We start from the raw sequence: 26,650 nt of genomic DNA, 5'->3' as shown, positions 1-26,650 counted from the left end.
CCGCGCTCTTCAGCCTCCGCGGCCCGCGGATCAGAACGCCTCGTCGAGCTCCTTCTCCCGCTCGCTCTTCGCGAGGGAGAACGCACGGCCGAGCGCGGAGAACAGCGGCCCCCACTCGGCGTCGACGATCTGGGTGAAGCCGAGCCGCCTCGCCTCCGCCGCGCGCTGCGGCGCCGACGTGACGCCGCGGATCTCGCCCGCGAGGCTGATCTCGCCGAACGCCGCGAGGTCGTGCGGCATGGCCTTGCCGTTGACGGCGGACACGAGCGCGACGGCGATGGCGAGATCCGCCGCCGGTTCGGTGAGCCGCACGCCGCCGACCGTGGACACGTAGACGTCGCGATCCGAGAGCCGCACGTTGGCCCGCTTCTCCAGCACCGCGAGCAGCATGGCGACGCGGGACGCATCGACCCCGTTGACCACGCGGCGCGGCTGCGGCGCCTTCGTGTCGACGACGAGCGCCTGCACCTCCACGGGCAGGGCGCGGCGGCCCTCCATCGCGACGGTGACGCACGTGCCGGAGACCGAGTGCACGCCGCGCGAGAGGAACATGCCGCTGGGATCCGGCACCTCGACGATGCCGTCGCCCGCCATCTCGAAGCAGCCGACCTCGTCGGTGGGGCCGAAGCGGTTCTTGAGCGCGCGGATGAAGCGGAGCGACGTCTGCCGGTCGCCCTCGAACTGGCACACCACGTCGACCAGGTGCTCGAGGAGCCGCGGGCCCGCGATGGATCCGTCCTTCGTGACGTGGCCGACGAGGAGGAGCGGCAGGTCGCGCTCCTTGCAGACGCGGATGAGCGTGACGGCGACCTCGCGCACCTGGCCGGGGTGGCCGGGCAGGCCGTCGGACGTGCTGCTGGAGACGGTCTGCACGGAGTCGACGATGAGGAGGTCGGGCGCGACCTGCTCGATGTGGCCGAGGATCGTGCCGAGGTCGGTCTCGGCCGCGATCATGAGCGACTCCTGCAGCCCGCCCGTGCGCTCGGCGCGCATCCGCACCTGCGCGACCGACTCCTCGGCCGTGACGTAGAGGACCTTCGCGCCCTTCGCGGCCGCGCGCGCCGCGACCTCGAGCAGCAGCGTGGACTTGCCGACGCCGGGCTCGCCGCTCATGAGGATGGCGGCTCCCGGCACGATCCCGCCGCCGAGCACGCGGTCGAGCTCACCGACGCCGCTTGGCATGTGGCTGGCGGACGCGGTGCCGACGTGCATGATCGACCGCGCCTGGCTGGATCCGGCGGGCGTGAGCGCGGTGACGCGGCCGGCCGCGGCGGGCGTCTGCGACACCTCGGCGACGGTGTTCCAGCTCTGGCACTCGGCGCACCGCCCGACCCACTTCGGGGTCGTCCACCCGCACTCCGAGCAGCGGTACGTGGAGTGGATGCGGGCCATGCGGGGGACTCTACCGGCGGCCGCCGACACCGGCGGACGTGGCGTTATCTTCTTCATCCACTGGTTACAAAAGCCAGGGGGGGGGTGACTGATCATTGGAACGTTACTACGCGCCGTCTCCTGATGATCTGTACGTGAATCGGCGCTTGTGGCCGAAAGTATTACGACGAGATTCGTATCAATCAAATACGACGAGGGGCCCAAGAGGCGGAGGCGTAAAGCGGGGCTGACCTGTTAGGCGTCTATAGAGGGCCTCATCACCGTCAGACCCTGGGCTCCACTTGTAATAGGTATGCCCATAGGGCCGGAGTACGTCCGGCAAGTCGTCTGGTGTAGTACTTTCCATGACCACGCTCAGGAATTTTGCAGGCGCTCCGGCAATGTCTGAATACATCGCATCCGTGATGAGTGCGCCTTCCCATCTCGCGCCACGACCAGTATCGGGGTCACCGTTTTGCTCAGAACGCATCTTGTATAATGGAGAACCCAAGCAAAGAACGTAGTCAGCGTCACGAATTTGGTCCGCCATCCACCGTGGCCAGTGAATTGGTTCATGTTCGACCCATTTATCTATAAACGAAAGGACACCGCGACGACGAAGGGAGTCGGCAAGCTCGAGGGCGCGATCAGCATGCCCTGGAACTCCATCGTCGTGTGCGTAGCTAATGAATACGCGTACTGCATTGAGCGTACTCAATTCAGCGCCTCCGGGCTATCCGTCAACTTTTTTAGCCGGTTCAATAACCGCTCGTCGACGTACGATGTGTTGTGGGTTAATTTGAGCGCTTCGTCAACATACCCTCTGGACCTGTCTGAGCGGTCGCCGGTTCGCTCTAGCATTTCAGCTACCCCTACCAATGCGTGAAGTCTAGCAATGGGTTCCATTAAAGGCGCCATGGCGGTAAGAGCTGATGAATAGTAGTTGATAGAGGCAGCGTAATCGCCGCGCGCTCGGCTCGTATTGGCTAACGCCGTCAAGGCTGTGCCTTCGGCGGTTAATGACTCGCTTGCTCGTGCCATTACGACCACGTCGGAGTAAATGTCTTGCGCCTCCGCGTAACGGGCGGATGCCAAATAAGTATTACCTAACATCAACTTTGCTTCTATGCGATCGTCGGAAGTTGTGCTAGTGCTAATCCACGACTGAATTAGGTGCAACGCGGATTCATAATCGGCCGCGACAACGAACTTAATTGCCAGTCTGCGCCTAAGTGACCCTACTGAGGGATGAGCGCGCCCAAGTGTCCGCTCGCCCCAGGTCAGCGCTTCGGAAAAGGATTGCCTCTCAAGGAGGGCGTCTGGTGTCGAGCGGGCGGCTAGCTGTGTGATTTCATCGAGAACAAGCGCGCCCGCCTGTGGCGATTTGTGGATGTCAGAACGAAGGAGGGAGATGTAAAGAGAGAGCGGCGATCCTGCTTGAGCTTTGGGCTTTTGTGCCACTGATCGCACAAGATCTTGGATCACTTTGATGAGTGCACCTAGGTCGCCATCCGATTCGAGTTTAAAAGCTCGATATTGGCCGATATTCGGCGATGCGTGCCGACCGGGTAATAGAACAGGAAGTAGGGGCTTGCCTTCCAGCGCATTACGAGCAATTGCTGCCTCGCTATAAACATGAGAATCGAGAGGCGCATTCGTCGGCGCTGGCTGAAGTAGCACGAAAACTGATGCCTGCGCCGCGGCCGTCGAGATCGCCTGCGCGAATGATTTGCCAACGGGCGTCTCATCAAGCCTGGCCAGGGATAGTCCTGCTTCTTCCAGCTGCTCAGCAAGTCGATGCGCAGTGTTCGAGTCATCGATGCTGTAGCTCAAAAATACGTCTGTCACGTGGGTATCATTGCACAGTTGGCACGCAGTCGGACACTGCTTTGGCCGCCTCTGTCGCGTCCTATTGGCATCGCGAAATACAGCCTGAAGCTGCTTATCGTGGCGCTTCAAGCCTCCTAGTCACGGGCGGCAACGAGCCTCCTCTAGGTTCGCTAGGGCTTCGTAGGGTCGATGAATGGTGACATCAACAACGCGGCGAGTCCGCTGCCCGTCTCTGCAGCGTCTGGCAGATGTGCGGGATCGCGCATCTGAGAAGATGCCTCGGCGACTCGGCGACTCGGCGACTCGGCGACTCGGCGACTCGGCGACTCGGCGCCTCGGCGCCTCAGCGCCCCGACACCTTCAGCGCGCGCACCGTCGCCGGGAGGAACGGCAGGAACGCGCTCGCCCAGACGCGGTAGCCGCGGTCGTTGGGGTGGAAGAGGTCGCCGGCGGCCTGGGTGATCGCGAGGACGGCCGTCTGGCGGCGCGTGATGCGGTGCAGCGGCGCGAGACGGAGGCGGCGGTCGGTGGCGAGGCGGCGCACGATCTCGTTCGCGACCCGCACCTTGCGCTCGCTCGCGGGGAAGTGGAAGCACGGCAGGTCGGCGACGACGGTGGTCGGCGGGACGGCGTCGAGGATCCGGCCGAGGGCGTCCTCGAACGCGACCGGCTCGAACGCGGCGATGTCGTTGGCGCCGATCGCGAGGGTCACCACGTCCGGCTGCAGCTTCGCGAGGCGCGGGAGCTGGTGCTCGACGAGGTCCTGGACGCGGGCGCCCGAGACGCTGAGGTTGACGGTGCGGACCGAGCGGCCGCTGAGCGCGCGGATCCGGTCGGCGAGGATCCCGACGTAGCCGTTGCCGGGGCGGCTCGCCCCGATGCCCTGCGCGGTCGAGTCGCCGAGCGCCACGTAGAGGAGGTCGCCGTCGAGCTTCGCGTGCTCGCGCCACCAGGCGGAGTTCACGGGGAGCGTCTCGTTGAGGACGGCGGCGCGCTCGCGGCGTCCGGCCTCGAACCGGCGCGGCACCACGAGGGCGGCGGCGGCGAGGCCGCCGAGCGCGGCGGCGGCGGAGGCGAGGAGGGCGGCGGGACCGGCGGAGCGGGTGGATCTCTGGGGCACCACGGGAGCATACGCTCGCGTCATAGCCGCGGCCAACTATCGGACGTACGGAGTACGTTGGTGGAAACGAAAAGAAGGCAGGGGCATGAAACTGTTCATTAGCTGGTCGGGTGCGGAGGCCCGGGAAGTGGCTAAGGCTTTGCGCTCATTTCTCCCTAGGGTGTTGACAGATAAGTTGATACCATTTGTAAGTAGCGACGATATTGAGAAAGGGTCACGCGGACTTCCCGCAATCGCGTCTGAGCTAGAAGAAGCTGCCTTCGGCATAGTCATTGTTACTCCCGCTAATATGAACTCGGCATGGATTAATTTTGAAGCAGGAGCTCTTGCTAAGTCGATAAAGTACGGAAAAGTTGCCCCGCTTCTTGTGGGGTTGTCGACCGTAGATCTCACTGGTCCTTTAAGTCAATTTCAAAACGTGATTGCATCCGACCGGGAAGCCGTGTTATCACTTGTCACAACTATTAATGGCAACATGCAAGATAACTTGCCACCTCACATCGTTGAGACGATGTTTGATAAGGAATGGCCGAGTCTCGAGGTTGCAATTAGGAAGGCAAGCGAGCTGGACGAAACCTCGGCTCCGGTAAGAGATCCCGAGAGTGTATTAGACGAGATACTACTTGCCGTCCGGGGGCTCGCGCGTGGCGCCGGTGGGGCAGTAGCGGGGGCTGCCGGGTACGAACGTGATCCTTTAAGGACACATTACATAAACGAGCCCTGGTCGGCTTCCGACGGATCCGTAGCGCCTCTATATGAGGGTGGCGCGACGCCAAACCTACCAGTGTCGAACAGAACGTTGATCTTCGATATTGCCCGGGATTTGCAGGTGGGATTTCTCGAGGGCAGGCTCCCTTTGCCGCCGGGGAGCCACATCGAACTGCTTGATAGTCATGCTGGACTGACTACTACTGTTGTGGTGAAAAAGGTGCGAATCGGGGCTAGTTTCCGCGGGGCGCCTGGCCACCTGATCCTCGATTGCGAGGTAGATGAACAGTGGGCGTTAAGAATATACGAAGGACAAAAAAGAGAGTAATTTGGCTGTGAGCTTAAGTTTCGTGTCCGGACTGACGTGGGTTCGTTGGTGCGTTTTGTACTGTCTCAGAAATCGGGTGTGTCACTCAATGCTGCCGGCCATGCGAGCGTCTAACCGATAGCTACTCACTAGGGCGGGTCCGTGCTTCCCGGAAAAAGTGCTAGCGATGTAGTGGTGACGCTAGGTGCCGTTCCTTGCGGTGCGGAAGCGGTTACGTATCCCTACCTGGTCCGCATTCAGCGACGCCAGATGTCGCCTTCTGCGGTGCTTAATACCTTACGGAGCTCCTCACCTTTACCCTTTTACCCCTCGCCCGGCGCCCGCCCCGCCCCCGCCGGCACGAAGCGGTACCCCATGCCGGGATCCGTCAGCAGGTGCCGGGGGTGCGACGGATCCGGCTCGAGCTTCTTGCGCAGCTGCGCCACGTAGAGGCGGAGGTAGCCGCTGTCGTTCAGGTGGGTCGGGCCCCAGATCTCGGTGAGGAGCGTCTGGCGCGAGACGAGCCGGTCGGGGTTCCGCACGAGCAGCTCGAGCACCTGCCACTCGGTGGGGGTGAGGCGCACGCGCTGGTCGCCGCGGGTGACGACGCGGGCGGCGAGGTCGACCGTCACGTCGGCGAACGAGACCGTGGCCGAGCGGTCCTCGTCGGCGGCGGCGCGGCGGCCGAGGGCGCGGATCCGGGCGAGCAGCTCGTCGATGGAGAACGGCTTGGTCACGTAGTCGTCGGCGCCCGCGTCGAGCGCCTCGACCTTGTCGGCGGCGCCCGAGCGGCCGGAGACCACGAGGATCGGCGCGGTCGACCAGAGTCGGAGCGCCTGGATCACCTCGACGCCGTCGAGCCGCGGCATGCCGAGGTCGATCATGTAGAGGTCGGGCTTCTCGGCGACGGCGGCGCGCACGGCGGCTGCGCCGTCCTCCGCCGTGACGATGTCGTAGCCGAGGCTCGTGAGGGTGATGCGCAGGGCCCGCAGGATCTGCTGGTCGTCGTCGGCGATGAGGATCTTCACGCGGACACCTCCGAGGCGGACGAGGCGGACGAGGCGGGCGCGGCGGGCGCGGGCATGTCGGCGGGAGCAGGCGCGTCGGCGACCGGATCGGCGACCGGATCCGCGACCGGCTCCGCGTCCGCCCTGCTCGCCGGCAGCGCGACCACCATCGTGAGCCCGCCGCCCGGGGTGTCCTCGGCGGTGAGCGTTCCGCTCATCCCCTCGGTGAAGCCCTTCGAGAGCGCGAGGCCGAGGCCGAGCCCGGACGCGTTGTCGGTGTCGCCGAGGCGCTGGAACGGCACGAACATGTCGTCGCGGCGCTCGGGGGCGACGCCCGGTCCGTGGTCCACGACGCGGATCTCCACTGAATCGGCGAACGCGCTCGTGCTGAGCCGCACGGGCACGCCGTCGGGCGCGTGCCGCACGGCGTTGCTCAGCAGGTTGACGACCACGCGCTGGAGGAGGCCCGGATCCGCGACCGCGCCGGGCAGGTCGGGCGCGAGGTCGAGCACGGCGTCGGCGGGCCCGAGGTCGAGCTCGTCGAGGGCGGCGAGCACGACGTCGTCGAGGTCGACGTCCATGAGCCGCACGCCGAGCACGCCGGCCTGCACGCGGCTGACGTCGAGCAGGTCGGTGACGAGGTCGGCGAGCGTGCCCAGGCTCTCCTCCGCGGTCGCGAGCAGCTCCTCGCGGTCGCCGTCGGCCCACGTCATGCCGGGGGAGCGGAGCGCGGAGACGGCGGCTGTCGCGGCGCTGAGCGGTCGCCGGAGGTCGTGGCTGACGGCCGAGAGCAGGGCCGTGCGCACGCGGTCGGTCTGGGCGAGCGGGCCGACCTCGCGGGCGGTGTCGGAGAGGTCGCGGTGCTCGAGCGCGGCGTCGAGCTGCGCGGCGATGACGCGGAGGAGGCGGCGGCCGGACGCCTCGAGGTCGTCGCCGTAGAGGGTGAGCACGCCGCGGGATCCCACGGGCACGTCGGTCGATGCGCCGCCGGTGACGACGCCGTCCCATGCGATGGTCTCGTCGCGGTCGACGAGCTTCACGCCCTGCAGGCCGAACGCCTCGCGGGTGCGGCTCACGAGCGCGTGCACGGCGCCCTCGCCGCGGAGGACGGATCCCGACACGGTCGCCAGCAGCTCGGCCTCGGCGACCGCGCGGCGGGCCAGGCGGGTGCGGCGGGCGGCCTGGTCGACGATCCAGCTGACGAGCAGCGCGATGACCACGTAGAGCACGAGCGCGAGCAGGTGCAGCGGCTCGTCGACGGTGATCGTGTAGAGCGGGTCGATGAAGAAGTAGTCGAGCGTGAAGCCGGAGAGCACGGCCGCGAACAGGGCCGGCCAGATCCCGCCGACGAGCGCCACGAGCACCACGAGCAGCTGGTACGAGAGCACGTCGCTCGTGATGGAGTCGTCCGAGCGCGTGGCCGAGAGCAGCCAGGTGAGCAGCGGGCCGCCGCCGAGCGCGAGGAGCCCGCCGAGGATCCGGCGCCGCATGCTGAGCGCGCCGCCCCGGATGCGCGGCAGCCGGAAGCGCCCGCCCGCGGCCGCGTGCGTGACGATGTGCACGTCGATGTCGCCGGACTCGCGGATCACGGTCGCGCCGATGCCGGGCCCGGTCGCCGCTGCAGCCAGGCGGCTGCGGCGGCTGACGCCGAGCACGAGCTGCGTGGCGTTGGACGCGCGCGCGAACTCGACGAGCGCGCGCGGGATGTCGTCGCCGACGACCTGGTGGTAGCTGCCGCCGAGCGAGTCGACGAGCGCGCGCTGGCTGGCGAGCGCCTCGGGGCTGCCGGAGCGCAGGCCGTCCTGGCTGGATACGTGCACGGCCATCAGCTCGCCACCGGCCGAGCGGGCCGCGATCCGGGCGCCGCGCCGCAGGAGCGTCTCGCCCTCGGGTCCGCCGGTGAGCGCCACGACCACGCGCTCGCGGGCCTCCCAGCGGGCGTCGATCCCCTTCTCGTCGCGGTAGGCGGCGAGCGCGGTGTCGACCTCGTCCGCGAGCCAGAGGAGCGCGAGCTCGCGGAGCGCGGTGAGGTTGCCGAGGCGGAAGTAGTGGGAGAGGGCCGCGTCGATCCGCTCGGCCGGGTAGACGCGCCCGCCGGCGAGCCGGTCGCGCAGGGCCTCGGGCGCCAGGTCGATGACCTCGATCTGGTGCGCCTCGCGGAGCACGCGGTCGGGGATCGTCTCGCGCTGCGGCACGCCGGTGATCTTCTCGACCACGTCGTTGAGCGAGGCGATGTGCTGGATGTTGACGGTGGAGATCACGTCGATGCCGGCGTCGCGGATGAGGTCCACGTCCTGCCAGCGCTTCTCGGATCGGCCGCCGGGGGCGTTCGTGTGGGCGAGCTCGTCGACCAGCGCGATGGTCGGCCGGCGGGCGATGACCGCGTCCACGTCGAGGTCCGTGATCTCCACCCCGCGGTGCGACACTTCGCGCCGGGGCAGGATCTCCAGCCCCTCGAGCATCGCCGCCGTGGCGGCGCGGCCGTGGGTCTCCACGACCGCGACCACCACGTCGGCGCCCTCGTCGCGCAGCCGCCTGCCCTCCTCGAGCATGGCGTAGGTCTTGCCCACGCCCGGTGCCGCTCCCAGCAGCACCCGCAGTCGACCGCGCTTCATGTCATCTCTTCCTTGCCCGCGTGGTGCGGGCGTCAGCCGCCGAGGCCGGCGAGCGCGATGTTCAGCTCGAGCACGTTCACGGTCGGCTCCCCGAGGTAGCCGAGGTCGCGGCCCTGCACGTGCTCGTCGACGAGGCGCTCGACCTGCTGCTCGGGGATGCCCCGGGCCGAGGCTATGCGCGACACCTGCTCCCGAGCGTATTCCGGGCTGATGTGAGGATCGAGCCCCGACGCGGACGCGGTGAGCGCGTCGGCCGGGATGGTGCTCGGATCCACGCCGTCGGACTCCGCGATGGCGGCCTTCCGGTCCGCGATGGACGACACGAGGTCGTCGTTCTCGGGGCCGAGGTTGCTGCCGCTGGACGAGGTGCCGTCGTAGCCGTCGCCCGCGGCCGAGGGCCGGGACTGGAACCACTCGGGGAGCGCGTCGCCGTCGGAGTCCTGGAAGGACTGGCCGATCAGCGAGGATCCGACGACCTGGCCGCCGGAGGAGACGAGCGAGCCGTCCGCCTGCGCGGGGAGCGCGAGCTGGCCGATGCCCGTGACGACGGCCGTGTAGCCGACGCCGAGGACGACGGTGAGGACGGCCATCGCGCGGACGGCGACGCCGGCGGTGCGGAGGGACTGGCGGGGGGAGGACATGCGCTTCCTTCTCTGTGCTTTTCGTGCTCTGGGTGTTTCGGGGAGGAGGGGATCAGAAGCCGGGGATCAGGCTGACGACGAGGTCGACGAGCTTGATGCCGATGAACGGCGCGATCACGCCGCCGACCCCGTAGACGAGCAGGTTCCGGCTGAGCACCTTGGAGGCGCTGAGCGGCCGGTAGGCCACGCCCTTCAGGGCCAGCGGGATGAGCGCCACGATGATCAGCGCGTTGAAGATGATCGCCGAGAGGATCGCGGACGCCGGCGAGTGCAGCTGCATCACGTTGAGCACCGCGAGCTGCGGGAAGACGCCCGTGAACATCGCGGGGATGATCGCGAAGTACTTCGCCACGTCGTTCGCGATGGAGAACGTGGTGAGCGCGCCGCGGGTGATGAGCAGCTGCTTGCCGATCCGGACGATGTCGATGAGCTTCGTCGGGTCCGAGTCGAGGTCGACCATGTTGCCGGCCTCCTTCGCGGCCGACGTGCCCGTGTTCATCGCGACGCCGACGTCGGCCTGCGCGAGCGCGGGCGCGTCGTTGGTGCCGTCGCCGGTCATGGCGACCAGGCGGCCGCCCTCCTGCTCCTTGCGGATGAGCGCGAGCTTGTCCTCGGGCGTCGCCTCGGCGAGGTGGTCGTCCACCCCGGCCTCGGCGGCGATCGCGCGGGCGGTCAGCGGGTTGTCGCCCGTGATCATCACGGTGCGGATGCCCATCGCGCGCAGCTCCGCGAAGCGCTCCTTGAGGCCGTCCTTCACGACGTCCTTGAGGTGCACGACGCCGAGCACGCGGCCGGATCCGTCGGCGTCCTTCGTCGCGACGACGAGCGGGGTGCCGCCGCCGTTCGAGACGGCCTCCACGGTGTGCGTGAGCTCGTCGCGGACGAGCTTCGGCAGCGCGCGGCCGCCCTCCTCGATCCAGGCGAACACGGCGGACGACGCGCCCTTGCGGACGATGCGGCCGTCGGGCAGGTCGACGCCCGACATGCGGGTCTGGGCGGTGAAGGGCACGTCGACGCCGCGGGGCAGCGTCGCGGTGTCCACGCCCTGCGCGACCGCGAGGTCGACGACGCTGGATCCCTCCGGCGTCGGGTCCGCGAGCGACGACATGGCCGCGGCGCGGGCGAGCTCGTCGCCCGTCACGCCGCCCACCGGGATCAGCTCGCTGGCGCGGCGGTTGCCGTAGGTGATGGTGCCGGTCTTGTCGAGCAGCAGCGTGGTGACGTCGCCGGCGGCCTCGACCGCGCGGCCCGACATGGCGAGCACGTTGCGCTGCACCAGGCGGTCCATCCCCGCGATGCCGATGGCGGAGAGCAGCGCCCCGATGGTGGTCGGGATGAGGCAGACGAGCAGCGCGATCAGCACGGGCACGCTCACGGTCGCCGCGGCGTACGAGGCGATCGGGTTGAGCGTGAGGGCCACGATCACGAACACGATGGTGAGGCTCGCGAGCAGGATGTTGAGCGCGATCTCGTTCGGCGTGCGCTGGCGCGACGCGCCCTCGACGAGGCCGATCATGCGGTCGACGAAGGTCTCGCCGGGCTTCGAGGTGATGCGCACGACGATCCGGTCGCTCAGCACCCGCGTGCCGCCCGTGACGGCGCTGCGGTCGCCGCCGGACTCGCGGACCACCGGGGCGGACTCGCCCGTGATGGCCGACTCGTCGATGGAGGCGATGCCCCACACGACGTCGCCGTCGCCCGGGATCGACTCCCCGGCGACCACGACGACCGTGTCGCCGAGCGTGAGGTCGGCGCTCGAGACCTCGCGGAGCTCGGCGCGCTGGGCGCCCGGGTCCCCGGCCTGGTCGTACGACGTGACGACGCGCGCCATGGTGCTGGTGCGGGTCTTCCGCAGGCTGTCGGCCTGCGCCTTGCCGCGGCCCTCGGCCACCGACTCCGCGAGGTTCGCGAAGACGACCGTGAGCCAGAGCCACAGGGCGATCCCCGCGGTGAACGTGGTCGGCACGGAGCTGCCGCCGGAGGTGCCGGCGCCGCCCGTGAACGGCTCGGCGATGGCGAGGACGGTGGTGAACGCGGCGCCGACCTCGACGATCAGCATCACCGGGTTCTTCCACATGAGGCGCGGATCGAGCTTCCGGAAGGCGCCGGGGAGCGCCTCGACGAGCTGCCGGGCGTCGATGGCCCGGGCGCGCGTGGCGGCGGGAGCCGGTTCGGCCGGCGCCTCGGGGGTGGTCAGGACGGTCATGATGCGAGCCCTTCCGCCAGGGGACCCAGCGCGAGAACGGGGAAGTAGGTGAGAGCGGTCACGATGACCGTCACCCCGATGAGGAGGCCGACGAACTGCGGCCGGTGGGTGGGCAGGGTCCCCGAGGTGGTGGGGATGCGGTCCTGCGCCGCGAGGGATCCGGCGAGCGCCAGCACGAACACGATCGGGAGGAACCGCCCGAGCAGCATCGCGACGCCGAGCGCCGTGTTGAACCACGGCGTCGAGGCGGTGAGGCCGGCGAACGCGGATCCGTTGTTGTTGGCCGCCGAGGTGAACGCGTAGACCACCTCGGAGAGGCCGTGCAGCCCGCTGTTGAGGATCGAGGTGCCCTCGACGTCCTCCCGGACGGCGGGGATCGCGAAGCTGAGCGCGGTGCCGACGAGCACGAGGGTCGGCGTGACGAGGATGTAGAGGCTCGCGAGCTTGATCTCGCGCGGCCCGATCTTCTTGCCGAGGTACTCGGGCGTGCGGCCGACGAGCAGGCCCGCGACGAACACCGCGATCACGGCGAGGATGAGCATGCCGTAGAGGCCCGAGCCGGTGCCGCCGGGGGCGACCTCGCCGAGCATCATGTTGAGCATCGGCATCATGCCGCCGAGCGCCGTGTACGAGTCGTGCATGGAGTTGACCGCGCCCGTGGAGGTGAGCGTGGAGGCGGTGCCGTACAGCGTCGATCCGATGATGCCGAAGCGCTGCTCCTTGCCCTCCATCGCGCCGCCGGCGGCCATCGGGGCCGTGCCCTGGCCGTTCAGCTCGAAGATCGTGAGCGCGGTGAGGGAGACGACGAAGATCGTGGCCATCACGGCGACGATCGCGACGCCCTGGCGGGTGTCGCCGACCATCTTGCCGAAGGTGCGGGGGAGCGAGAACGGGATCGCGAGCATCAGGATCACCTGGAACGCGCTCGTCCACGCCGTCGGGTTCTCGAACGGGTGCGCGGAGTTCGCGTTGAAGAACCCGCCGCCGTTCGTGCCGAGGATCTTGATCGCCTCCTGCGAGGCCACCGGCCCGCCCGGGATCGTCTGCGTGCCGCCCGTGATGGTCGCCACGTCCTGGAAGCCCGCGAAGTTCTGGATCACTCCGCCGGCGATGAGGACCACCGCGGTGACGAGCGAGAGGGGGAGGAGCAGGCGGAGCGATCCGCGGAGCAGGTCGACCCACATGTTGCCGATCGTGCCGCTGCGCGTGCGGGCGAAGCCGCGGACGAGCGCGATCGCCACCGCCATGCCGACCGCCGCCGAGACGAAGTTCTGCACGGCGAGCCCGGCCAACTGGACCGTGTAGCCCATGACCGCCTCGGGCGAGTACGACTGCCAGTTCGTGTTGGTGACGAACGAGACGGCCGTGTTGAAGGACAGGCCCTCGGGCACGGCGGGGAGGCCGAGCGAGTAGGGGAGGAACGCCTGGAGGCGCTGCAGCCCGTACACGACGAGGACGCCGACGAGCGAGAACGCGAGCACCGCGCGGAGGTAGGCGGGCCAGGTCTGCTCGGAGCGGGGATCCACGCCGATGAGGCGGTAGATGCCGCGCTCGACGCGGGAGTCGTGGCGCGACTCGTACATGCGCGCCATGAGGTCGCCCAGCGGGCGGTGGATGAGGACGAGGACCAGGACGACGGACGCGACCTGGAGGATTCCGGCGAGCGTGTCCATCAGAACTTCTCGGGGCGGATCAGGGCGTACACGAGGTACACCACGGAGGCGATGCCGAGCACGGCGGCAGCGAGGCCGGCGGCGTCGGCGAACGAGGTGATCACAGCTTCTCCACTCCTCGGCCGACGACGGCGACGAGGGCGAACAGGACGATGGCGCCTGCGATGTACACGAGGTCGAGCACTGGGGGATCCTCCGTTGAGGGATGCCGCGGCCGGTCGGACGCGGGTGCCCGTCGGGGGCACGGAGGACGAGTAGACACCTCGCGCGAGGGCGTCCTCACGCATCCATACGGTTCCCTCACGGGGCGGCGGGGAACCTCACGACACTCCTACGCGGGGTGCGCGCGGGGCGCGCGTCAGTCCGGGATCGCGACGCCGACGGGGTCAGGCGAGGTCGTCGAAGACGCCCCAGCAGATGGCGCTGCGGGCGTGCTGGTCGGCGAGGACGGCGGCGCGGAGGTGGGCCGGGATCCGCTCGCGCTGCCAGGCGCGCTCGGTGGCGCGGGCGGCGTCCCGCTCGGCGGGCGGGGCGGCGGCGCTCGCCGCGCGGATCGCGTAGGCCGCAGCTCCGAGGTCGTGCGCCGCGACGTGCGCGACCGCCACCGCCTGACCCACCGCGAGCGCCGCGAACCGCGCCGGATCCGGCCGTCCCTTCCCGGCCGCGTTCGCCCGGAACGACTGCTGGTGCGCCTCCTTCATCGGCACCTCGCCGCGCACCCAGCCGCGCGCGACCTCCAGCGTCTCGCGGAGGATCGGGTCGTCGGGCCGCTCGGCCTCGAACAGCGGCCGCACGTGCTCCGCGCACGCGATCGCCCACGTCGCGAGCAGCCGGTGGTCGTCGTCGGTCAGCGTGCCGCCGCGGCGCACGGTGATGAGGGCGGGGTCGCGCTCCTTCGGGAGGATGGGCATGCGGGGGATCCCTTCCGAGAGCCTGGCCGGCGACTCGTCAGTACCCGATCGTGAAGCGCGGGTCGACCGTGACGACGACGTCGAACCCCGCGAGGTCGGCGGCCGGGATGCCGGCGCGGATGCGGTCCTCGAGCTCGTCGACGTCCAGGGGCAGGTCGGAGACGTCGTCGGAGGATGATGCGCCGATGTCCACCGTGAAGGCGCGGTCGCGCACGAAGGCGCTGATGGCGAAGGTGCGATCGGGGGCGACCGCCCGGGTGCGCTCGCTCAGGGCGCCGACCACCTGGTTGAGCTCGACGCTCGAGATCCCCAGGCCCTCCTGCACGTCGTAGGGGCGCTCCAGCGCGCGCAGCCGCTCGACGACCTCGGCGGGTGCGGCACCGGAGAACGCCACGGTCGGCACGTCCCCCTCCAGCCACGCTTCGGTGACGTCGTCCGGGAAGTCCTCCATGATGCCCGCGAGGACGCTGTTCACCGGGCCCCGCCAGCCCGCCGACAGATCGACGGATGCCGGTGCCGGTGCGCGCGTCGGCGAGCCGGAGGGCGACGGCGTGGGATCCGAAGTCCCGGGAGGGGACGCGGCGGGCTGCGGCGACAGCGCGTCCGGACGCGGGGTGGTGGCGAGCGCCAGTCCGCCCACGGCCGTCGCGCACAGCGCGACCACCAGCAGCGCCGATCCGATGCGGTGCATGCGGGATCCTCCCTCGTCGGCCGATCCAGGAGCACGCGGACGGTGCGCCTCCTCCGCCGACGCTACGGGCGCGTCGTCCGCCCCGCCAGACCCGCGATCGGGGTGCGGCGGCGGGCGTCCTCGGTCGCTCAGCCCTCGACCCGGAGCTCGACCGGATCGGTGACGTGCGGGCCGTCGCAGGGTGAGTCGGGGTGGACGCGCGTCCACTCGAGCTCCTCCTCCGCGCTGTCGAGGATCGCTCCGTCGGCCGCGGAGCCGGTGATGCGCACGTCCTCGGGATCGTCCATCGACACGCTGATCGTCCAGGCCCTGCCGTCGGAGGACGGGATCGAGACCCATCTGCTGCGCTCGTCCGGCTCGCCGTCGGCGGGCGCCCCCGACGGATCGCCCTGCAGGCGCGAGCAGACGTCGTCCTCGCAGAGGCGGACCTCCGTCACGCGGTCGACGGCGGTCGCCGAGCCGGAGAGCCTGATCTCGACGGAGTCGTTCCAGGCGGACGCCGCGCACGCCACGCTCGTGGACGAGCAGCCTGCCAGCAGCATCACGCCGACGGTCACGGCGGCGGACAGCGCCGCTCCGCGCGCGGGGAGCCGATGCGGGGATCGGGTCATCCTCCAGGGTCGCAGACGCGTGTCGCGGCGTCCATCGATGCGATCACGCGCCCCACTCCGCCACCACGTCCGACCCCACCTTCACGATGAGCACCGCGACCACCACGATGAACGCGATGCGGATGAAGCGGCTGCCGCGGGCGACCGCCATGCGGGATCCCGCGTAGCCGCCGACCATGTTCGCGACGCCCATGCCGAGCGCGAGGGCCCAGAGCACGTGGCCCTGCGGGATGAAGAACGCGAGCGCGCCGAGGTTCGTCGCGACGTTGACGATCTTCGCCTTGGCGCTCGCGAGCACGAAGTCGTAGCCGAGCGCGGTGATGAGCGCGATGATCAGGAACGTGCCGGTCCCGGGGCCGATGAGGCCGTCGTAGAACCCGATCACCACGCCGAGCAGCGCCGCGATCCCGTGGTGCTTCCGTCCCGTATGGCGGAGCGCGGCGACGTCGCCGAGCCTCGGGCGGGCGATCGTGACGACGGCCACGATGATCAGCGCGACCACCACCAGCGGCTTGAACACCGACGACGGCAGCAGCGCCGCGAGGCTCGCGCCGCCGTAGGAGCCCACGAGCGCGACGGCCGCCATCGGCAGCGCGGTGCGGAGGTCCGGGTGCGTGCGCCGGTACCAGGTGACCGCGCTCGTCGACGTGCCGAACAGCGAGGCGAGCTTGTTGGTCGCGAGCGCCTCCACCGGCGTGATCCCCGGCACGAGCAGCAGGGCCGGCAGCTGCAGCAGGCCGCCGCCGCCCACGACCGCGTCGATCCATCCGGCCGCGAGCGCCGCCAGGATCATGAGCAGCGCGACCGTGAGCGTGATCTCGCCGAGGGAGCCGCCGATGTCCATGCCCGCCCGCTACTCGGAGGCGGGGGAGGCGGCGCGCGCGTCCGCCGACTCGAGCGCCACCAGGCGCCGGATCTCGTCGGCGTCGACGTTCACGCCGAAGAGCGAGCGTCCGGGCTCGAGCACGCGGCCCGCAGCCAGCGGGCCGATGTCGACGGGGTCGAAGCCGAACGCGTCGACGAGGGCGGCGACCGTCGCGCGCGCCCGCCCGTCGTCGCCCGCGACCGCGATGCCCTTGCGGCCGGGCTCGCCTGCCGGCCGGGGTCCCTCGTCGAGGTCGTGGTACCCCATGTGGTTGAAGGCCTTGACCACGGTCGAGTCGGGGAGGGAGTCCTGCACCAGCTCGCTGGTGGAGGAGGCGGGGTTCGCGAGGTCGTCGCGGTGGCCGTCCACCTCCCACCAGTAGTTCATGGCGTCGACCACGAGCTTCCCGGCGAGCTCGGCGACGGGCACCGAGGGCAGCTTCCCGAGGGGGAGCGCGAGGATCACGACGTCGGCGCGCGCGGCGGCATCCGCCGAGGTGGTGGCGACGGCGCCCGGCGCGAGCACGTCGACGATGAGGGCGATGCGCGACGGATCCCCCGAGCCCGAGATGAGCACCTCGTGCCCGGCGGCGATCGCGCGGCGGGCGAGGACGGTGCCGACCTTGCCGGCGCCGAGGATCCCCACGGTGGCCGGTCGCGCCGCCTCCGACGCGGGGGTCTCGGGTCGGTCGGAGGGGTCGTGGTGCAACGTCATGGGATCCATTCTGCGCAGACCTGCGTGGCCCGCTCGACCACGGAGCCCGACGTGGCCTAGCGTCAGCCGAGGTCCTGCGGCATCACGACGCGGGACCGAGAGCGGGATCCATCCGAACCTCGATCCGACCCCCGGTCGTGGATCCGGTACCCGCGCACACGCTCAGCCGCGGCATGCGCCACCGACCGGGCACAGAGGCCTCATGAAGTCAGCCCAGACCCCGCTGATGGCGGGTCCGCGAGCGCGGGCCCGCCGGCCTCGACCCCACCGCCCCGTGCTTCCACCCCGGCGCTAGGCTGGCGTGCGGTCGGTACCGGTCCCTGCGCTCCGCGGTCCACCTCGCGGACTCGACGGGCCATGGAGGCTTTCGTGATGACACGCACATCCCCGCACGCGGCGGCTCATGCCTAGCCGCGGTCTCGTGGCCGACGCCGCGGAGGCCCTCGAGCACGCGACGTCCGCCGGCGCCGACCTGTGCGGCCCCCTCGTCGCCGCCATCGGCGTCACCGGCGCCGCGGTCTCGACGCTCGGGGATCCGCTCGGCAGCGAGACCGTCTGCGCATCGGACGAGCGCGCGGCCAGGCTCGACGAGATCCAGCTCGACCTCGGCGAGGGCCCGTGCTGGGACGCGATGACCACCCGCCTGCCCGTGCTGGAGCCCGACGTGCAGGGATCCGCCGGCACGTCCTGGCCGCTCGCCCGCAGCGCCATGCACGAGACGGGCCTCGGCGCGGTCTTCGCGTTCCCGCTCGTCGTCGCGGGCCTCAGCCTCGGCGCGGTGGACCTCTACTCCCGCACCGCCCGCGACATCTCCTCCCAGGAGGTGTCGGACGCGACCACCCTGTCCCGGATCGTCGCCCGCCAGGTCCTCCGCCGCGCGCTCCTGGCCGCGGAGCTCCAGCAGGAGGAGACTGGCAGCCGGAAGGGCCGGTACTCGCGCCGCGAGGTGCACCAAGCCACCGGGATGGTCGTCGCGCAGATGGGCATCCCCCCGGCTGATGCGCTCCTCGTGATCCGGGGGCACGCCTTCGCCACCGGACGCCCCGTGCGTGACGTGGCCGAGGACGTCGTCGGGCGCATCCTCGACTTCACCCCGGACCGCTGATGCGGACCACCGACCACCGACCGCCCGAACGACCCAGAGGAAGCACGACGATGCCGGAGACCCGGGAAGAGCTGCTCGTCCACACGTTCGTGAGCCTCGCGGACTCGCTCGTGAGCGACTTCGACGTGCTCGAGCTGCTCCAGACGCTGGTCGACCAGGCCACGCTGCTGTTCGACGCGAGCGCGTCCGGGATCATCATCGGGCCGGACGCCCAGCACCTCGAGGTCGTCGCGTCGACGAGCGAGAAGAGCCGGCTCGTCGGGCTGATGCAGCTCGAGGCAGGCGAGGGCCCGTGCGTCGAGGCCGTGAGCACCGGCCGGGTCGTGTCCGTCTCCGATGTGCGCGAGATCGCCCACCGCTGGCCGGCCTTCGCGGCGCAGGCCGCGGGTGCGGGGTACGTGTCGGTGCACGCGATCCCCCTGCGGCTGCGCGGGCAGGTCATCGGCTCGCTCAACCTCTTCCGCGACCACGAGGGCGCGCTCAACGCGGCCGACGCGACGGCCGCGCAGGCGCTCGCCGACGTGGCGACCATCAGCGTGCTGCAGGAGCGGACGATCCGCGACAGCACCGTCGTGCACGACCAGCTCCGCCACGCGCTCGACAGCCGCGTGGTGATCGAGCAGGCCAAGGGCGTCGTCGCGCACACCCACGGCGTCGACATGGACGAGGCGTTCCAGCTGATCCGCCGCGAGGCGCGGGGCACCAGCACGGCGATGCACGTCGTCGCGGCGCACATCGTGTCGGGTCGGCTGACGATCCCGGCGTCCGCGCGGCCCTAGGGTCCGGGTCCGTCGCGGCCCGTCGCGGCGTCCGGGCTCGGCCCGCTGCCGCGTCAGGCGAGCGTGCCGGCGAGGATCCGGTCGAGCGTCCCGAGGTCCTCCCACACGTGGGCGTGGATGCCAACGGCGCGGGCCGCGTCGACGTTCGCGGGCTTGTCGTCGACGAACACGATCCGCTCGGCCGGGCTGTCGAGGCGCTCGACGGCGTGCTGCCAGACGTCGGCGTCGGGCTTGGCCATGCCGATCCGCGCGCTCACCAGCACGACCTCGAACCGCCCGCCCCAGCCCGCGGGGTCCTCGAGCACGTCGGCGAGCTCGTGCGGCGCGTTGGAGAGGATCGCGAGCCGGTACCCGGCGGCGATGGCGCGATCCAGGGCGGCGAGCGTCCGGTCGTCCGGGGATCCCCAGCGGCGCTGCTCGATCGCGACGAGCTCCGCGAGGTCGTCGTCCGTGGGGACGGGCGCGTCTGCGTCCCGGGCGACGGCGTCCCAGAACTCCCGGGCGCTGCCGCCGCGGTCGTACGCCTCGCGGTGCGCGTCGAAGGCCGCGCGGACGCGCTCCTCCGCGTCTTCGCCACCCGGGGCATCGGGATCGAGCGCGCGGCTGATCGCGCCGATGTCGTCCGGCCGGGTGATGAGCACGCCGCCGATGTCGAAGAGGAGCCAGGGCAGGGAGGGGTCGCGGTTCTCGGGCACGGGTCTCCTTCGGGACGGGCGGATGGGATCCCTCGAGCATGCCCGCTGCGCGCCCGGGGCGCCCGCCGGGTCCACGGGCGTGCGGATCCCGTGAGGGTCGCGGCCCCCGCCGCACGGCTTCCGTGAGGGCCGGCTCCCGCCGCCGTCCGCGGGGGTAGACCTGCTGCCATGACCCTCACCGCGATCCTCCCGTCGCTCCGCCGCAGCATCCCGGATCCGCTCGCCGCCACCCTCTGGCCCGCCGGCACCGTCGCCACCACGACCGACCTGCGCGTCGGCGACGTGTCGCTCGTCGCGCTCGCCGCAGAGCGCGGCACGCCCTGCACGACCACGGCGGCCGCGGTCGAGCGGGGCAGCAGCGGGCGGGCGTCGCGCACGGCGTCGGCCTCGGCGGTCGTGCTGCGGATCCTCGCCGTCGCCCCCGCGACCGACGGCTCCCCGCGCGCCCTCCTCGTCGACGCGGACGTCGCCGGCCTCGCCTGCGCCTGGGCCGAGGCGCGGCTCATCGGCCGCGCGTCCACCGCCGCGGCGCGCCCCGCGGAGGTCGGCGGCCAGGCCGTCCGGCTTCCCGCCGACCTCGCGGCAGGCGACCTCATCGCGGTGCCCGTGCCGGCCGCGGTGGAGGTGCGGGGGATCCGCGTGGTCGACGCGTCGACGCCCGTGACGCTCCCGCGCGCGGCCCGCATCGCCGCCGTCCCGGTGCGCGTCGAGGCGCCCGTGGTCGTGCGCGCGCTGGCGCCCGCGCGCTGATCCGCCGCCGCCCGCCCCGTGCGGCCGCGGCGCCGCCCTGTACTACACTCGATCCCGGTGGCGTGTCCGAGCGGCCTAAGGAGCACGCCTCGAAAGCGTGTGTGGGGGAGACTCCACCGTGGGTTCAAATCCCACCGCCACCGCCAGATGGATCCGGCACCGCGCCTCGCGCGCAGCCGCCGATCCGCGCGAAGGGCCCCGGGAGACCGGGGCCCTTCGTCGTGCGCGGGACGATCGCGAAGATCGAGAGCCTGCAGATCGTCCATTCGATTTAAGGACGAGTGGATTAGCTTTATGCAGTAACTAACTAGTCGACGTCACCAGATTAGTTCCTTCAAGTATGAATTTCGTGCCGATTCGGCGGTTAATAGTCCTGTGTTTGCGGATCAGTAACCAGACTCGCGTAGGAAAGAGTCTACTTCGTGCCAGGATCTCCCCAGGCTATTGGTAGTGAGATCTAGTTCCCAATTTGTGACTTCGTCGTCACGTGCAAACGGCCGCAGTGGGGCTAATGTTGACCGCCAGGTTTCAAATGGCAAGTCCTCTGGGTCTGTATCTGTTTCAAGCAATAAATCCGTCCAGTCGTCTCGCTCCTCCCGACTGTAGCTATCAAAGTTTATCTTTAGATCGGCCCACGGGAACAGTGATCTTATCAAAGTAATTATCTGCGTTTCGGGCACGGACACGGTCCACCGAGCTACCTCGGTTGTGATCATTTCTGCATCAGAGCGATGTAGCACCATTTGGCACCGATCTGTCCCGTCTGCAAACCAGTGCTGAATTCCCAAATTAAGAGTCTCGGAGAGAGGTGTATCCTGACGCACGGCCATGCTCAATCGAAGATACTCGACTCCGGATAGGACGCCAGAAGTATGCGACTCTTCCTGCATGAGTTCAATAGCTTTTTTATCTAGTACATCGTCGGGCCGGAATACTAGCGCGAGCCCATCTGATCTCGTGGCTTCGAGCGCCTCTTCGGTCACTAACTTTATGTAAGCGGTATCGGCGGCCGGATGGTAAAATGCTACATAAACCGGAAGTACGTGCCTGAGCCAATAGTCGATCTTGTCCTGAGGCGGATAATACTTCCATTCGCCGGAGACCGCATGATAAAAAATGTCGTCACCAGATTTTATCTGTAGGGCAACTAGGCGGCCTGATACCATTTTGGTTTTCTCGCGGAATTCGACGTGAGCATCGATGCCATGATCGGATTTACTTTGCTCACGGAAGATGTGACCCTCCCTCAATATATGCTTCTCTACGACGTTAACGCCAAGGTCGCCTACAACTTCGCTGTCGAGTCGAGTCATGATGCCTCCTCAAGTAAGGGCAGTGTGTTGGAGCTCTATCGAGCTAGTCGCTCGGATCCCGCCTTGGCTTGAGCGTATCGACTCTCTGTCGATTTGGCGCACAACGCGTCAAGCCTGCGTGTTCCCTTGCGGGGTCATCGGGCTGCATGAGCGCTGTTTAAGGGTGCAGGTCGCAACATTGACACCTCAAATGCGCAAAGTGCTGTTTGACGGAAAAACTTCACCATCGGCTCCGCAAGTAGGGGGGGGATGGCCACACAGCGAAGGCGCAAGGTATGCCGACCAACGCCAACCGCAGTTGTCGAGTTGGACAACAGTGCGCGTCAGCGCAGCACCCCCAGCTCCCGCGCCGCCGCGACCGCGCCCGTGCGCGAGCTCACGCCGAGCTTCGAGAAGACGTGCACGAGGTGCGACTTCACGGTTGCGTCCGTGATGTGCAGGCGCGCGGCCACGTCGGTGTTCGACGCGCCGTCGGCGACGAGCCGGAGCACCTCGATCTCGCGCGACGACAGGCTCACGCGCGGGGCGCGCATCCGGGCGAGCAGGCGGCTCGCGACCGCGGGCGCCAGCGCGCTCTCGCCGGCCGCGGCCGCGCGCACCGCGGCGAGCAGCTCGGCCGGCGGCGCGTCCTTGAGGAGGTAGCCGCTCGCGCCCGCCTCGACCGCGCTGAGGATGTCGCCGTCGCTGTCGTAGTTGGTGAGGATCAGCACGTACGGCGCGGCCTCCGCGGCGCGGATCTGCCGGGTCGCGTCCGCGCCCGTGCGCTCCTGGCCGAACTGGAGGTCCATCAGCACGAGGTCGGGATCCTCGGACGCCGCGAGGGCGACGGCCTCGGCAGGCGTCGCCGCCTCCCCGATCACGTCGATGTCGGCGGCGGCGTCGAGCACGGCGTGGAGCCCGGCGCGGACCACGGGGTGGTCGTCGGCGATGACGATGCGGATCACGGCTGCTCGACCGCCAGGATCGCGGTGATGGCGGTGCCCCGGCCGGGCGCGCTGTCGATGTCGAGGGTGCCGCCGAGCTGCTCCACGCGCTGCGCCATGGCGCGCAGACCGAACGAGTCGGACGCGCCGGCGTCGGCGCCGACGCGCGCCGGGTCGAAGCCCGCCCCGTCGTCGCGCACCGTGAGGGTCGCGTGCGTCGCCGTGACCGCGAGGCCGATCTCCACGACGCTCGCGTCGGCGTGCTGCGCGACGTTCGCCACCGCGCCCTGCGCGATGCGCAGCAGGGCCGTCTGCACGTCCATCGGCAGCCGCGACTCGAGCGGTGGCACGGCGACGTCGATGCGGAGTCCCTCCCGGTGCCACTGCGCGCTCAGCCGGCCGAGCGCCGCGGCGAGCCCCGCGTCGAGCGAGGGCGGCGCGAGCTCCCGGATGAAGCGGCGCGTGTCGGCGAGCCCGTCGGCCGCGGTCGCCCGCGCCAGGCGGATGTGGTCGAGGCCCGGCCGGTCGCCGTCGGCCGCCTCCGCCGCGTGCAGCAGCATCTGGATGCTGCTGAGGCCCTGCGCGACGGTGTCGTGGATCTCCCGCGCGAGGCGCGCGCGCTCCGTCAGCACCCCCTGCTCCCGCTCGGTCGCGGCGAGCAGGTCGCGCGTGGCGATGAGCTCCGCGAGGAGCGCCTCCCGCTCCGCCGATTCGCGCGCGAGCGCCCGGTAGCCGAGGCCGATGAGCAGGGCGACGCCCGCGCCGACGAGCGGGCCGATCACGCCGCCGATGGTGAAGCCGCCGTGCAGCCCGAGCGCCACCACCGCGACGAGCGTCGCGACCACGACGGCGATCGGCCCGGCGGCGCGCGGCAGGGCGTGCAGGTAGAGGAAGAAGAGCGGGAAGACGAGGTACGCCGCATCCGGCACCAGCACGAGGAGCGCGATCCACGCGGCGGTGAGCGCGGTGATCCAGACGGCGCCGACCACGGCCCGGCGGGACTCGCGCACGAGCCGCACGCGGGCGCCGAGCAGGTAGAGCACCGCGAACGCCGCGGCCAGCGCGAGCGCCGTCGCCGTGCGCGGCGAGTCCGCGACGAGCACGCGCACCACCACGAGCGCGAGCAGCCCCGCGACGAGCACGTGCAGTCCGGTGCGGAGCCCCACGAACACGGGGGAGAGGGTGCTGTGGGCCATGTCCCCTGGAGCGTACGGCGGCGCGCGGGGGATCGGATCAATCGAAAGTGGGAAGCAGGGAGCGAACCTCTCCCCGATGGATGCGCGGAGCCCGACGGCGAGGCTGATCACGGCGGTGGGGAGGGACCTCGGCGCCGGAAGGATCCATCGTGTTCGTCGCCTGGCGTGATCTCCGATTCGCCCGGGGGAGGTTCGTGCTCATCGGCGCGGTCGTCGCCCTCATCACCCTGCTCGTGGGGTTCCTCGCGGGCCTGACCGGCGGGCTCGCCGCCCAGGACGTGTCGGCCGTGCTCGGTCTCCCCGGGGATCGCCTCGTGCTCGCGCAGCCGGACTCCGGGCAGCCGTCGTTCTCCCAGTCCTCGCTCGACGACGCCACGGTCGCGGCGTGGCGCGGCACCGCGGGGGTCACCACCGTGACGCCCATCGGCATCGCGCAGGGTCGGGCGACGGGCGCGGGGGCGGCGGGTGGCGCGGACGCTGATGCCGTCGCGGTCGCCCTGTTCGGCGTCCCGCACGGCGCGCCGGCCTCCACGGTCACCGCCCTGGCGCCCACCGCGGACGACGAGGTCGGGCTGTCGTCCGAGGCGGCGCGCGCCCTCCACGCGGCCGTCGGCGACCGGATCACGATCGCGGGCGCCGCCTACGACGTCGCCTCGATCGGCGGCGACGCCTCCTACAGCCACACGCCCGTCGTCGCGCTCACGCCGAACGCGTGGGCGGACGCCGACGAGCGGCTCGGCGGCGACGGCGACGCGACCGTGCTCGCCGTCTCCGGATCCCCCGACTGGTCCGCCGCCGCGAGCGCCACCCGCACCTCCGCCTCGCCCGCCCTCGCGAGCCTCGGCGCCCTCGAGACCTTCAAGTCGGAGATCGGATCCCTCGCGCTCATGATCGCGATGCTGTTCGGCGTCTCCGCCCTCGTCGTCGGCGCCTTCTTCACCGTGTGGACCATGCAGCGGGCGGGCGACATCGCCGTGCTGAAGGCGCTCGGCGCGTCCGACGCGTCCCTGATCCGCGACGCGCTCGGCCAGGCGCTCGTCGTCCTGGTGCTCGGGATCGGCGTCGGCATGGCCGTGGTCGTCGGCCTCGGCGCGCTCGCCGGCGGCACCATCCCCTTCCTGCTGAGCCCGCTCACCACCCTCCTGCCGGCGGCCGCCATGGCCGTCCTCGGGCTCGCCGGCGCCGCCGTCGCGCTCCGCACCGTCACCCACGCAGACCCCCTCACCGCACTCGGGAGCAACCGATGATCCACCTCGACGACGTCACCCTCACCTTCCCCGACGGGGACTCCCGCATCACCGCGGTCGACCACGTCACGCTCACGGCACCTGCGGGCGTCGTCACCGGGATCACCGGACCGTCGGGCTCCGGCAAGTCCTCGATCCTCGCGGTCGCCGCCACGCTGATCCGCCCCGACTCCGGGCGCGTGCTCATCGGCGACGTCGACGCCGCGACCCTCAGCAAGAAGGAGGCGACGGCGCTGCGGCGGGACGGCATCGGGATCGTGTTCCAGCAGTCGAACCTCGTGCCGTCGCTCACCGCGCGGGAGCAGCTGCTCGTGATGGCGGAGCTCGGCGGCGGGCGTCGGGACCGGACCGCCGTCCGTCGCCGGGCCGACGCCCTGCTCGACGCCGTGGGCCTCGCCGCGCACTCCGGCAAGCGCCCGGCCCAGCTCTCCGGCGGGCAACGGCAGCGCGTCGCCATCGCCCGCGCGCTCGTGAACGACCCGTCCGTGCTCCTCGTCGACGAGCCCACCAGTGCGCTCGACCAGGAGCGCGGCGCCGAGATCATGGACCTCATCGCGCAGCTCAGCCACCAGCGCGGCACGGCGACCCTGCTCGTCACCCACGACCTGGTGCACCGCGCCGCGCTCGACCGGCTCGTGACGGTGGTGGACGGGCGGATCGCGGGCGTCGAGGAGGCCAGCCTCGATCACGACGGGGCGTCCCGCTCAGTCGATCGACCGGCGAGAGTGCCGCGATGACCCGCCGGCATCCATCGACCAACGGTTGCTGCTACCTTCTGTCGCATGACGTCGTCCGGAGCCCGCGGTCTCGCCGCGAGCTTCGGCCCTCTCGAATACGAGATCCTCGAGGCGCTCTGGAGGATCGGCGACTCCTCCGTGGGGGACTGCATCGACGAGCTCCCGGGCGGCCAGGCGTACTCCACGGTGAAGACCGTGATGGAGCGCATGGTGGACAAAGGCCATCTCACGCGGGTCAAGGACGGGCGGGCGTTCCGCTACTCGACGGCGGCCACGCGCGAGGAGATGACCCGCCGGGCCGCGTCGAGGTCCAGCCGCGACCTGCTCGCCGGATTCGGGAGCGTGGCCGTGAGCAGCTTCGTCGATCAGATCGATCCCGCTTCCCCCGAGTTCGATGAGCTCGTCGCGCGGTTGCAGGCGGTCGTCGATCGTTCCGACGGACGGGACAGCGCGTGATCCTCGGCGGGCGCTGACCCCACCATGGAGATCGCGATGATCGGATACCCGGAGGTCGTCCTCGCCGTGTGGGGTCCGCTCCTGGCACGAGGCGCGTGGTCGCTGTGGCGCAGGACTGCGGGGATGCGCGCTTCCCCGAGCACCCGCGCGCACGTCGCGGTGGCGGTCTCCGTCGCCCC

26 protein-coding genes and 1 tRNA gene are annotated in these 26,650 nt (G+C 70.2%); 8 read left to right on the top strand and 19 right to left on the bottom strand.

The window, feature by feature from the left end; genetic code table 11:
* Nucleotides 1-30: 30 nt before the first annotated feature.
* The 4 genes from radA to NL142_RS14530 form a co-directional block, all read right to left on the bottom strand.
* Entirely contained in the window at nt 31-1,392 is a 1,362-nt protein-coding gene (gene radA / locus NL142_RS14545) for a DNA repair protein RadA (protein ID WP_435080280.1), read from the bottom strand.
* A gap of 178 nt (nt 1,393-1,570) precedes the next feature.
* The gene (locus NL142_RS14540) at nt 1,571-2,089 is read right to left on the bottom strand and encodes a toll/interleukin-1 receptor domain-containing protein (RefSeq protein ID WP_435080279.1); all 519 of its coding nucleotides are present in this window, start codon (nt 2,087-2,089) and stop codon (nt 1,571-1,573) included.
* The gene (locus NL142_RS14535; RefSeq protein ID WP_435080278.1) at nt 2,086-3,219 is read right to left on the bottom strand and encodes a TIR domain-containing protein; all 1,134 of its coding nucleotides are present in this window, start codon (nt 3,217-3,219) and stop codon (nt 2,086-2,088) included. Before NL142_RS14535 ends, NL142_RS14540 begins: the two co-directional genes overlap by 4 nt.
* Nucleotides 3,220-3,544: 325 nt before the next feature.
* Nucleotides 3,545-4,321 carry an SGNH/GDSL hydrolase family protein gene (locus NL142_RS14530; protein WP_435080277.1) on the bottom strand — a complete coding sequence of 259 codons (777 nt, stop codon included), beginning with the start codon at nt 4,319-4,321 and terminating at the stop codon, nt 3,545-3,547.
* 85 nt (nt 4,322-4,406) lie between these two features.
* Here NL142_RS14530 and NL142_RS14525 point away from each other — a divergent pair, with 85 nt between their 5' ends.
* Nucleotides 4,407-5,357 carry a toll/interleukin-1 receptor domain-containing protein gene (locus tag NL142_RS14525; protein ID WP_435080276.1) on the top strand — a complete coding sequence of 317 codons (951 nt, stop codon included), beginning with the start codon at nt 4,407-4,409 and terminating at the stop codon, nt 5,355-5,357.
* A gap of 302 nt (nt 5,358-5,659) precedes the next feature.
* On the opposite strand, the gene NL142_RS14520 is transcribed toward NL142_RS14525, so the two are convergent.
* From NL142_RS14520 to NL142_RS14470, 11 genes are all read right to left on the bottom strand, one after another.
* Nucleotides 5,660-6,364, bottom strand: a complete 705-nt coding sequence (locus NL142_RS14520) for a response regulator (RefSeq protein ID WP_435080275.1) — start codon at nt 6,362-6,364, stop codon at nt 5,660-5,662.
* A complete protein-coding gene (locus tag NL142_RS14515; protein ID WP_435080274.1) occupies nt 6,361-8,958 on the bottom strand; it encodes a DUF4118 domain-containing protein in 2,598 nt (865 codons plus the stop codon). The genes NL142_RS14520 and NL142_RS14515 overlap by 4 nt, the downstream gene beginning before the upstream one ends.
* Nucleotides 8,959-8,990: 32 nt before the next feature.
* Nucleotides 8,991-9,599 (bottom strand): potassium-transporting ATPase subunit KdpC, encoded by a 609-nt coding sequence (gene kdpC / locus NL142_RS14510; protein ID WP_043583959.1) that lies wholly within the window; start codon nt 9,597-9,599, stop codon nt 8,991-8,993.
* Between the two features lie 52 nt (nt 9,600-9,651).
* The gene (kdpB, locus tag NL142_RS14505) at nt 9,652-11,805 is read right to left on the bottom strand and encodes a potassium-transporting ATPase subunit KdpB (RefSeq protein WP_435080273.1); all 2,154 of its coding nucleotides are present in this window, start codon (nt 11,803-11,805) and stop codon (nt 9,652-9,654) included.
* Complete coding sequence (gene kdpA / locus NL142_RS14500; RefSeq protein WP_435080272.1) at nt 11,802-13,478, bottom strand: potassium-transporting ATPase subunit KdpA; 1,677 nt, start codon at nt 13,476-13,478, stop codon at nt 11,802-11,804. The genes kdpB and kdpA overlap by 4 nt, the downstream gene beginning before the upstream one ends.
* Nucleotides 13,478-13,582, bottom strand: a complete 105-nt coding sequence (gene kdpF, locus NL142_RS14495) for a K(+)-transporting ATPase subunit F (RefSeq protein ID WP_041464319.1) — start codon at nt 13,580-13,582, stop codon at nt 13,478-13,480. Before kdpF ends, kdpA begins: the two co-directional genes overlap by 1 nt.
* A 282-nt stretch (nt 13,583-13,864) precedes the next feature.
* A complete protein-coding gene (locus tag NL142_RS14490; RefSeq protein WP_435080271.1) occupies nt 13,865-14,389 on the bottom strand; it encodes a putative immunity protein in 525 nt (174 codons plus the stop codon).
* 37 nt (nt 14,390-14,426) lie between these two features.
* Complete coding sequence (locus NL142_RS14485; protein WP_435080270.1) at nt 14,427-15,080, bottom strand: hypothetical protein; 654 nt, start codon at nt 15,078-15,080, stop codon at nt 14,427-14,429.
* A gap of 128 nt (nt 15,081-15,208) precedes the next feature.
* The gene (locus NL142_RS14480) at nt 15,209-15,691 is read right to left on the bottom strand and encodes a hypothetical protein (RefSeq protein WP_435080269.1); all 483 of its coding nucleotides are present in this window, start codon (nt 15,689-15,691) and stop codon (nt 15,209-15,211) included.
* A 43-nt stretch (nt 15,692-15,734) separates the two neighbouring features.
* On the bottom strand, nt 15,735-16,535 hold the full coding sequence (locus NL142_RS14475) for a sulfite exporter TauE/SafE family protein (RefSeq protein WP_435080268.1): 801 nt from the start codon (nt 16,533-16,535) through the stop codon (nt 15,735-15,737).
* Between the two features lie 9 nt (nt 16,536-16,544).
* Nucleotides 16,545-17,270 carry an NADPH-dependent F420 reductase gene (locus NL142_RS14470; RefSeq protein ID WP_435080267.1) on the bottom strand — a complete coding sequence of 242 codons (726 nt, stop codon included), beginning with the start codon at nt 17,268-17,270 and terminating at the stop codon, nt 16,545-16,547.
* Between the two features lie 421 nt (nt 17,271-17,691).
* On the opposite strand from NL142_RS14470, the gene NL142_RS14465 reads away from it, so the two are divergent.
* Nucleotides 17,692-18,375: a GAF and ANTAR domain-containing protein gene (locus tag NL142_RS14465; protein ID WP_435080266.1), complete on the top strand. Its 684-nt coding sequence runs from the start codon at nt 17,692-17,694 to the stop codon at nt 18,373-18,375.
* Between the two features lie 50 nt (nt 18,376-18,425).
* Nucleotides 18,426-19,154, top strand: coding sequence for a GAF and ANTAR domain-containing protein (locus NL142_RS14460; RefSeq protein WP_435080265.1), 729 nt, complete (start codon nt 18,426-18,428; stop codon nt 19,152-19,154).
* Between the two features lie 53 nt (nt 19,155-19,207).
* On the opposite strand, the gene NL142_RS14455 is transcribed toward NL142_RS14460, so the two are convergent.
* A complete protein-coding gene (locus tag NL142_RS14455; RefSeq protein WP_435080264.1) occupies nt 19,208-19,849 on the bottom strand; it encodes an HAD family hydrolase in 642 nt (213 codons plus the stop codon).
* A gap of 168 nt (nt 19,850-20,017) precedes the next feature.
* Here NL142_RS14455 and NL142_RS14450 point away from each other — a divergent pair, with 168 nt between their 5' ends.
* Both NL142_RS14450 and NL142_RS14445 read left to right on the top strand, forming a co-directional pair.
* Complete coding sequence (locus tag NL142_RS14450) at nt 20,018-20,599, top strand: hypothetical protein (RefSeq protein WP_435080263.1); 582 nt, start codon at nt 20,018-20,020, stop codon at nt 20,597-20,599.
* A 56-nt stretch (nt 20,600-20,655) separates the two neighbouring features.
* A tRNA-Ser gene (locus tag NL142_RS14445) sits at nt 20,656-20,745 on the top strand.
* Nucleotides 20,746-20,985: 240 nt separating this feature from the next.
* Here the strand turns inward: NL142_RS14445 and NL142_RS14440 are convergent.
* The 3 genes from NL142_RS14440 to NL142_RS14430 form a co-directional block, all read right to left on the bottom strand.
* Nucleotides 20,986-21,912, bottom strand: coding sequence for a DUF4365 domain-containing protein (locus NL142_RS14440; RefSeq protein WP_435080262.1), 927 nt, complete (start codon nt 21,910-21,912; stop codon nt 20,986-20,988).
* Between the two features lie 323 nt (nt 21,913-22,235).
* Nucleotides 22,236-22,856 carry a response regulator gene (locus NL142_RS14435; protein WP_012039429.1) on the bottom strand — a complete coding sequence of 207 codons (621 nt, stop codon included), beginning with the start codon at nt 22,854-22,856 and terminating at the stop codon, nt 22,236-22,238.
* Nucleotides 22,853-24,031, bottom strand: a complete 1,179-nt coding sequence (locus NL142_RS14430; protein ID WP_435080261.1) for a sensor histidine kinase — start codon at nt 24,029-24,031, stop codon at nt 22,853-22,855. Before NL142_RS14430 ends, NL142_RS14435 begins: the two co-directional genes overlap by 4 nt.
* A 149-nt stretch (nt 24,032-24,180) precedes the next feature.
* Here NL142_RS14430 and NL142_RS14425 point away from each other — a divergent pair, with 149 nt between their 5' ends.
* Genes NL142_RS14425 through NL142_RS14415 form a run of 3 tightly spaced genes read left to right on the top strand, consistent with a single transcriptional unit; the run spans nt 24,181 to nt 26,471 of the window.
* Entirely contained in the window at nt 24,181-25,278 is a 1,098-nt protein-coding gene (locus NL142_RS14425; protein ID WP_435080260.1) for an ABC transporter permease, read from the top strand.
* Nucleotides 25,275-26,015, top strand: coding sequence for an ABC transporter ATP-binding protein (locus NL142_RS14420; protein ID WP_435080259.1), 741 nt, complete (start codon nt 25,275-25,277; stop codon nt 26,013-26,015). Before NL142_RS14425 ends, NL142_RS14420 begins: the two co-directional genes overlap by 4 nt.
* 45 nt (nt 26,016-26,060) lie before the next feature.
* Complete coding sequence (locus NL142_RS14415) at nt 26,061-26,471, top strand: BlaI/MecI/CopY family transcriptional regulator (RefSeq protein ID WP_194684352.1); 411 nt, start codon at nt 26,061-26,063, stop codon at nt 26,469-26,471.
* Nucleotides 26,472-26,650: the final 179 nt, after the last annotated feature.

The sequence above is a fragment of the Clavibacter quasicaliforniensis genome (genome assembly GCF_051201715.1).
Taxonomy (GTDB): Bacteria; Actinomycetota; Actinomycetes; order Actinomycetales; family Microbacteriaceae; genus Clavibacter; species Clavibacter seminis.
Note: the sequence above shows the minus strand (reverse complement) of the source record. Positions and strands in the feature narration are given on the sequence as shown.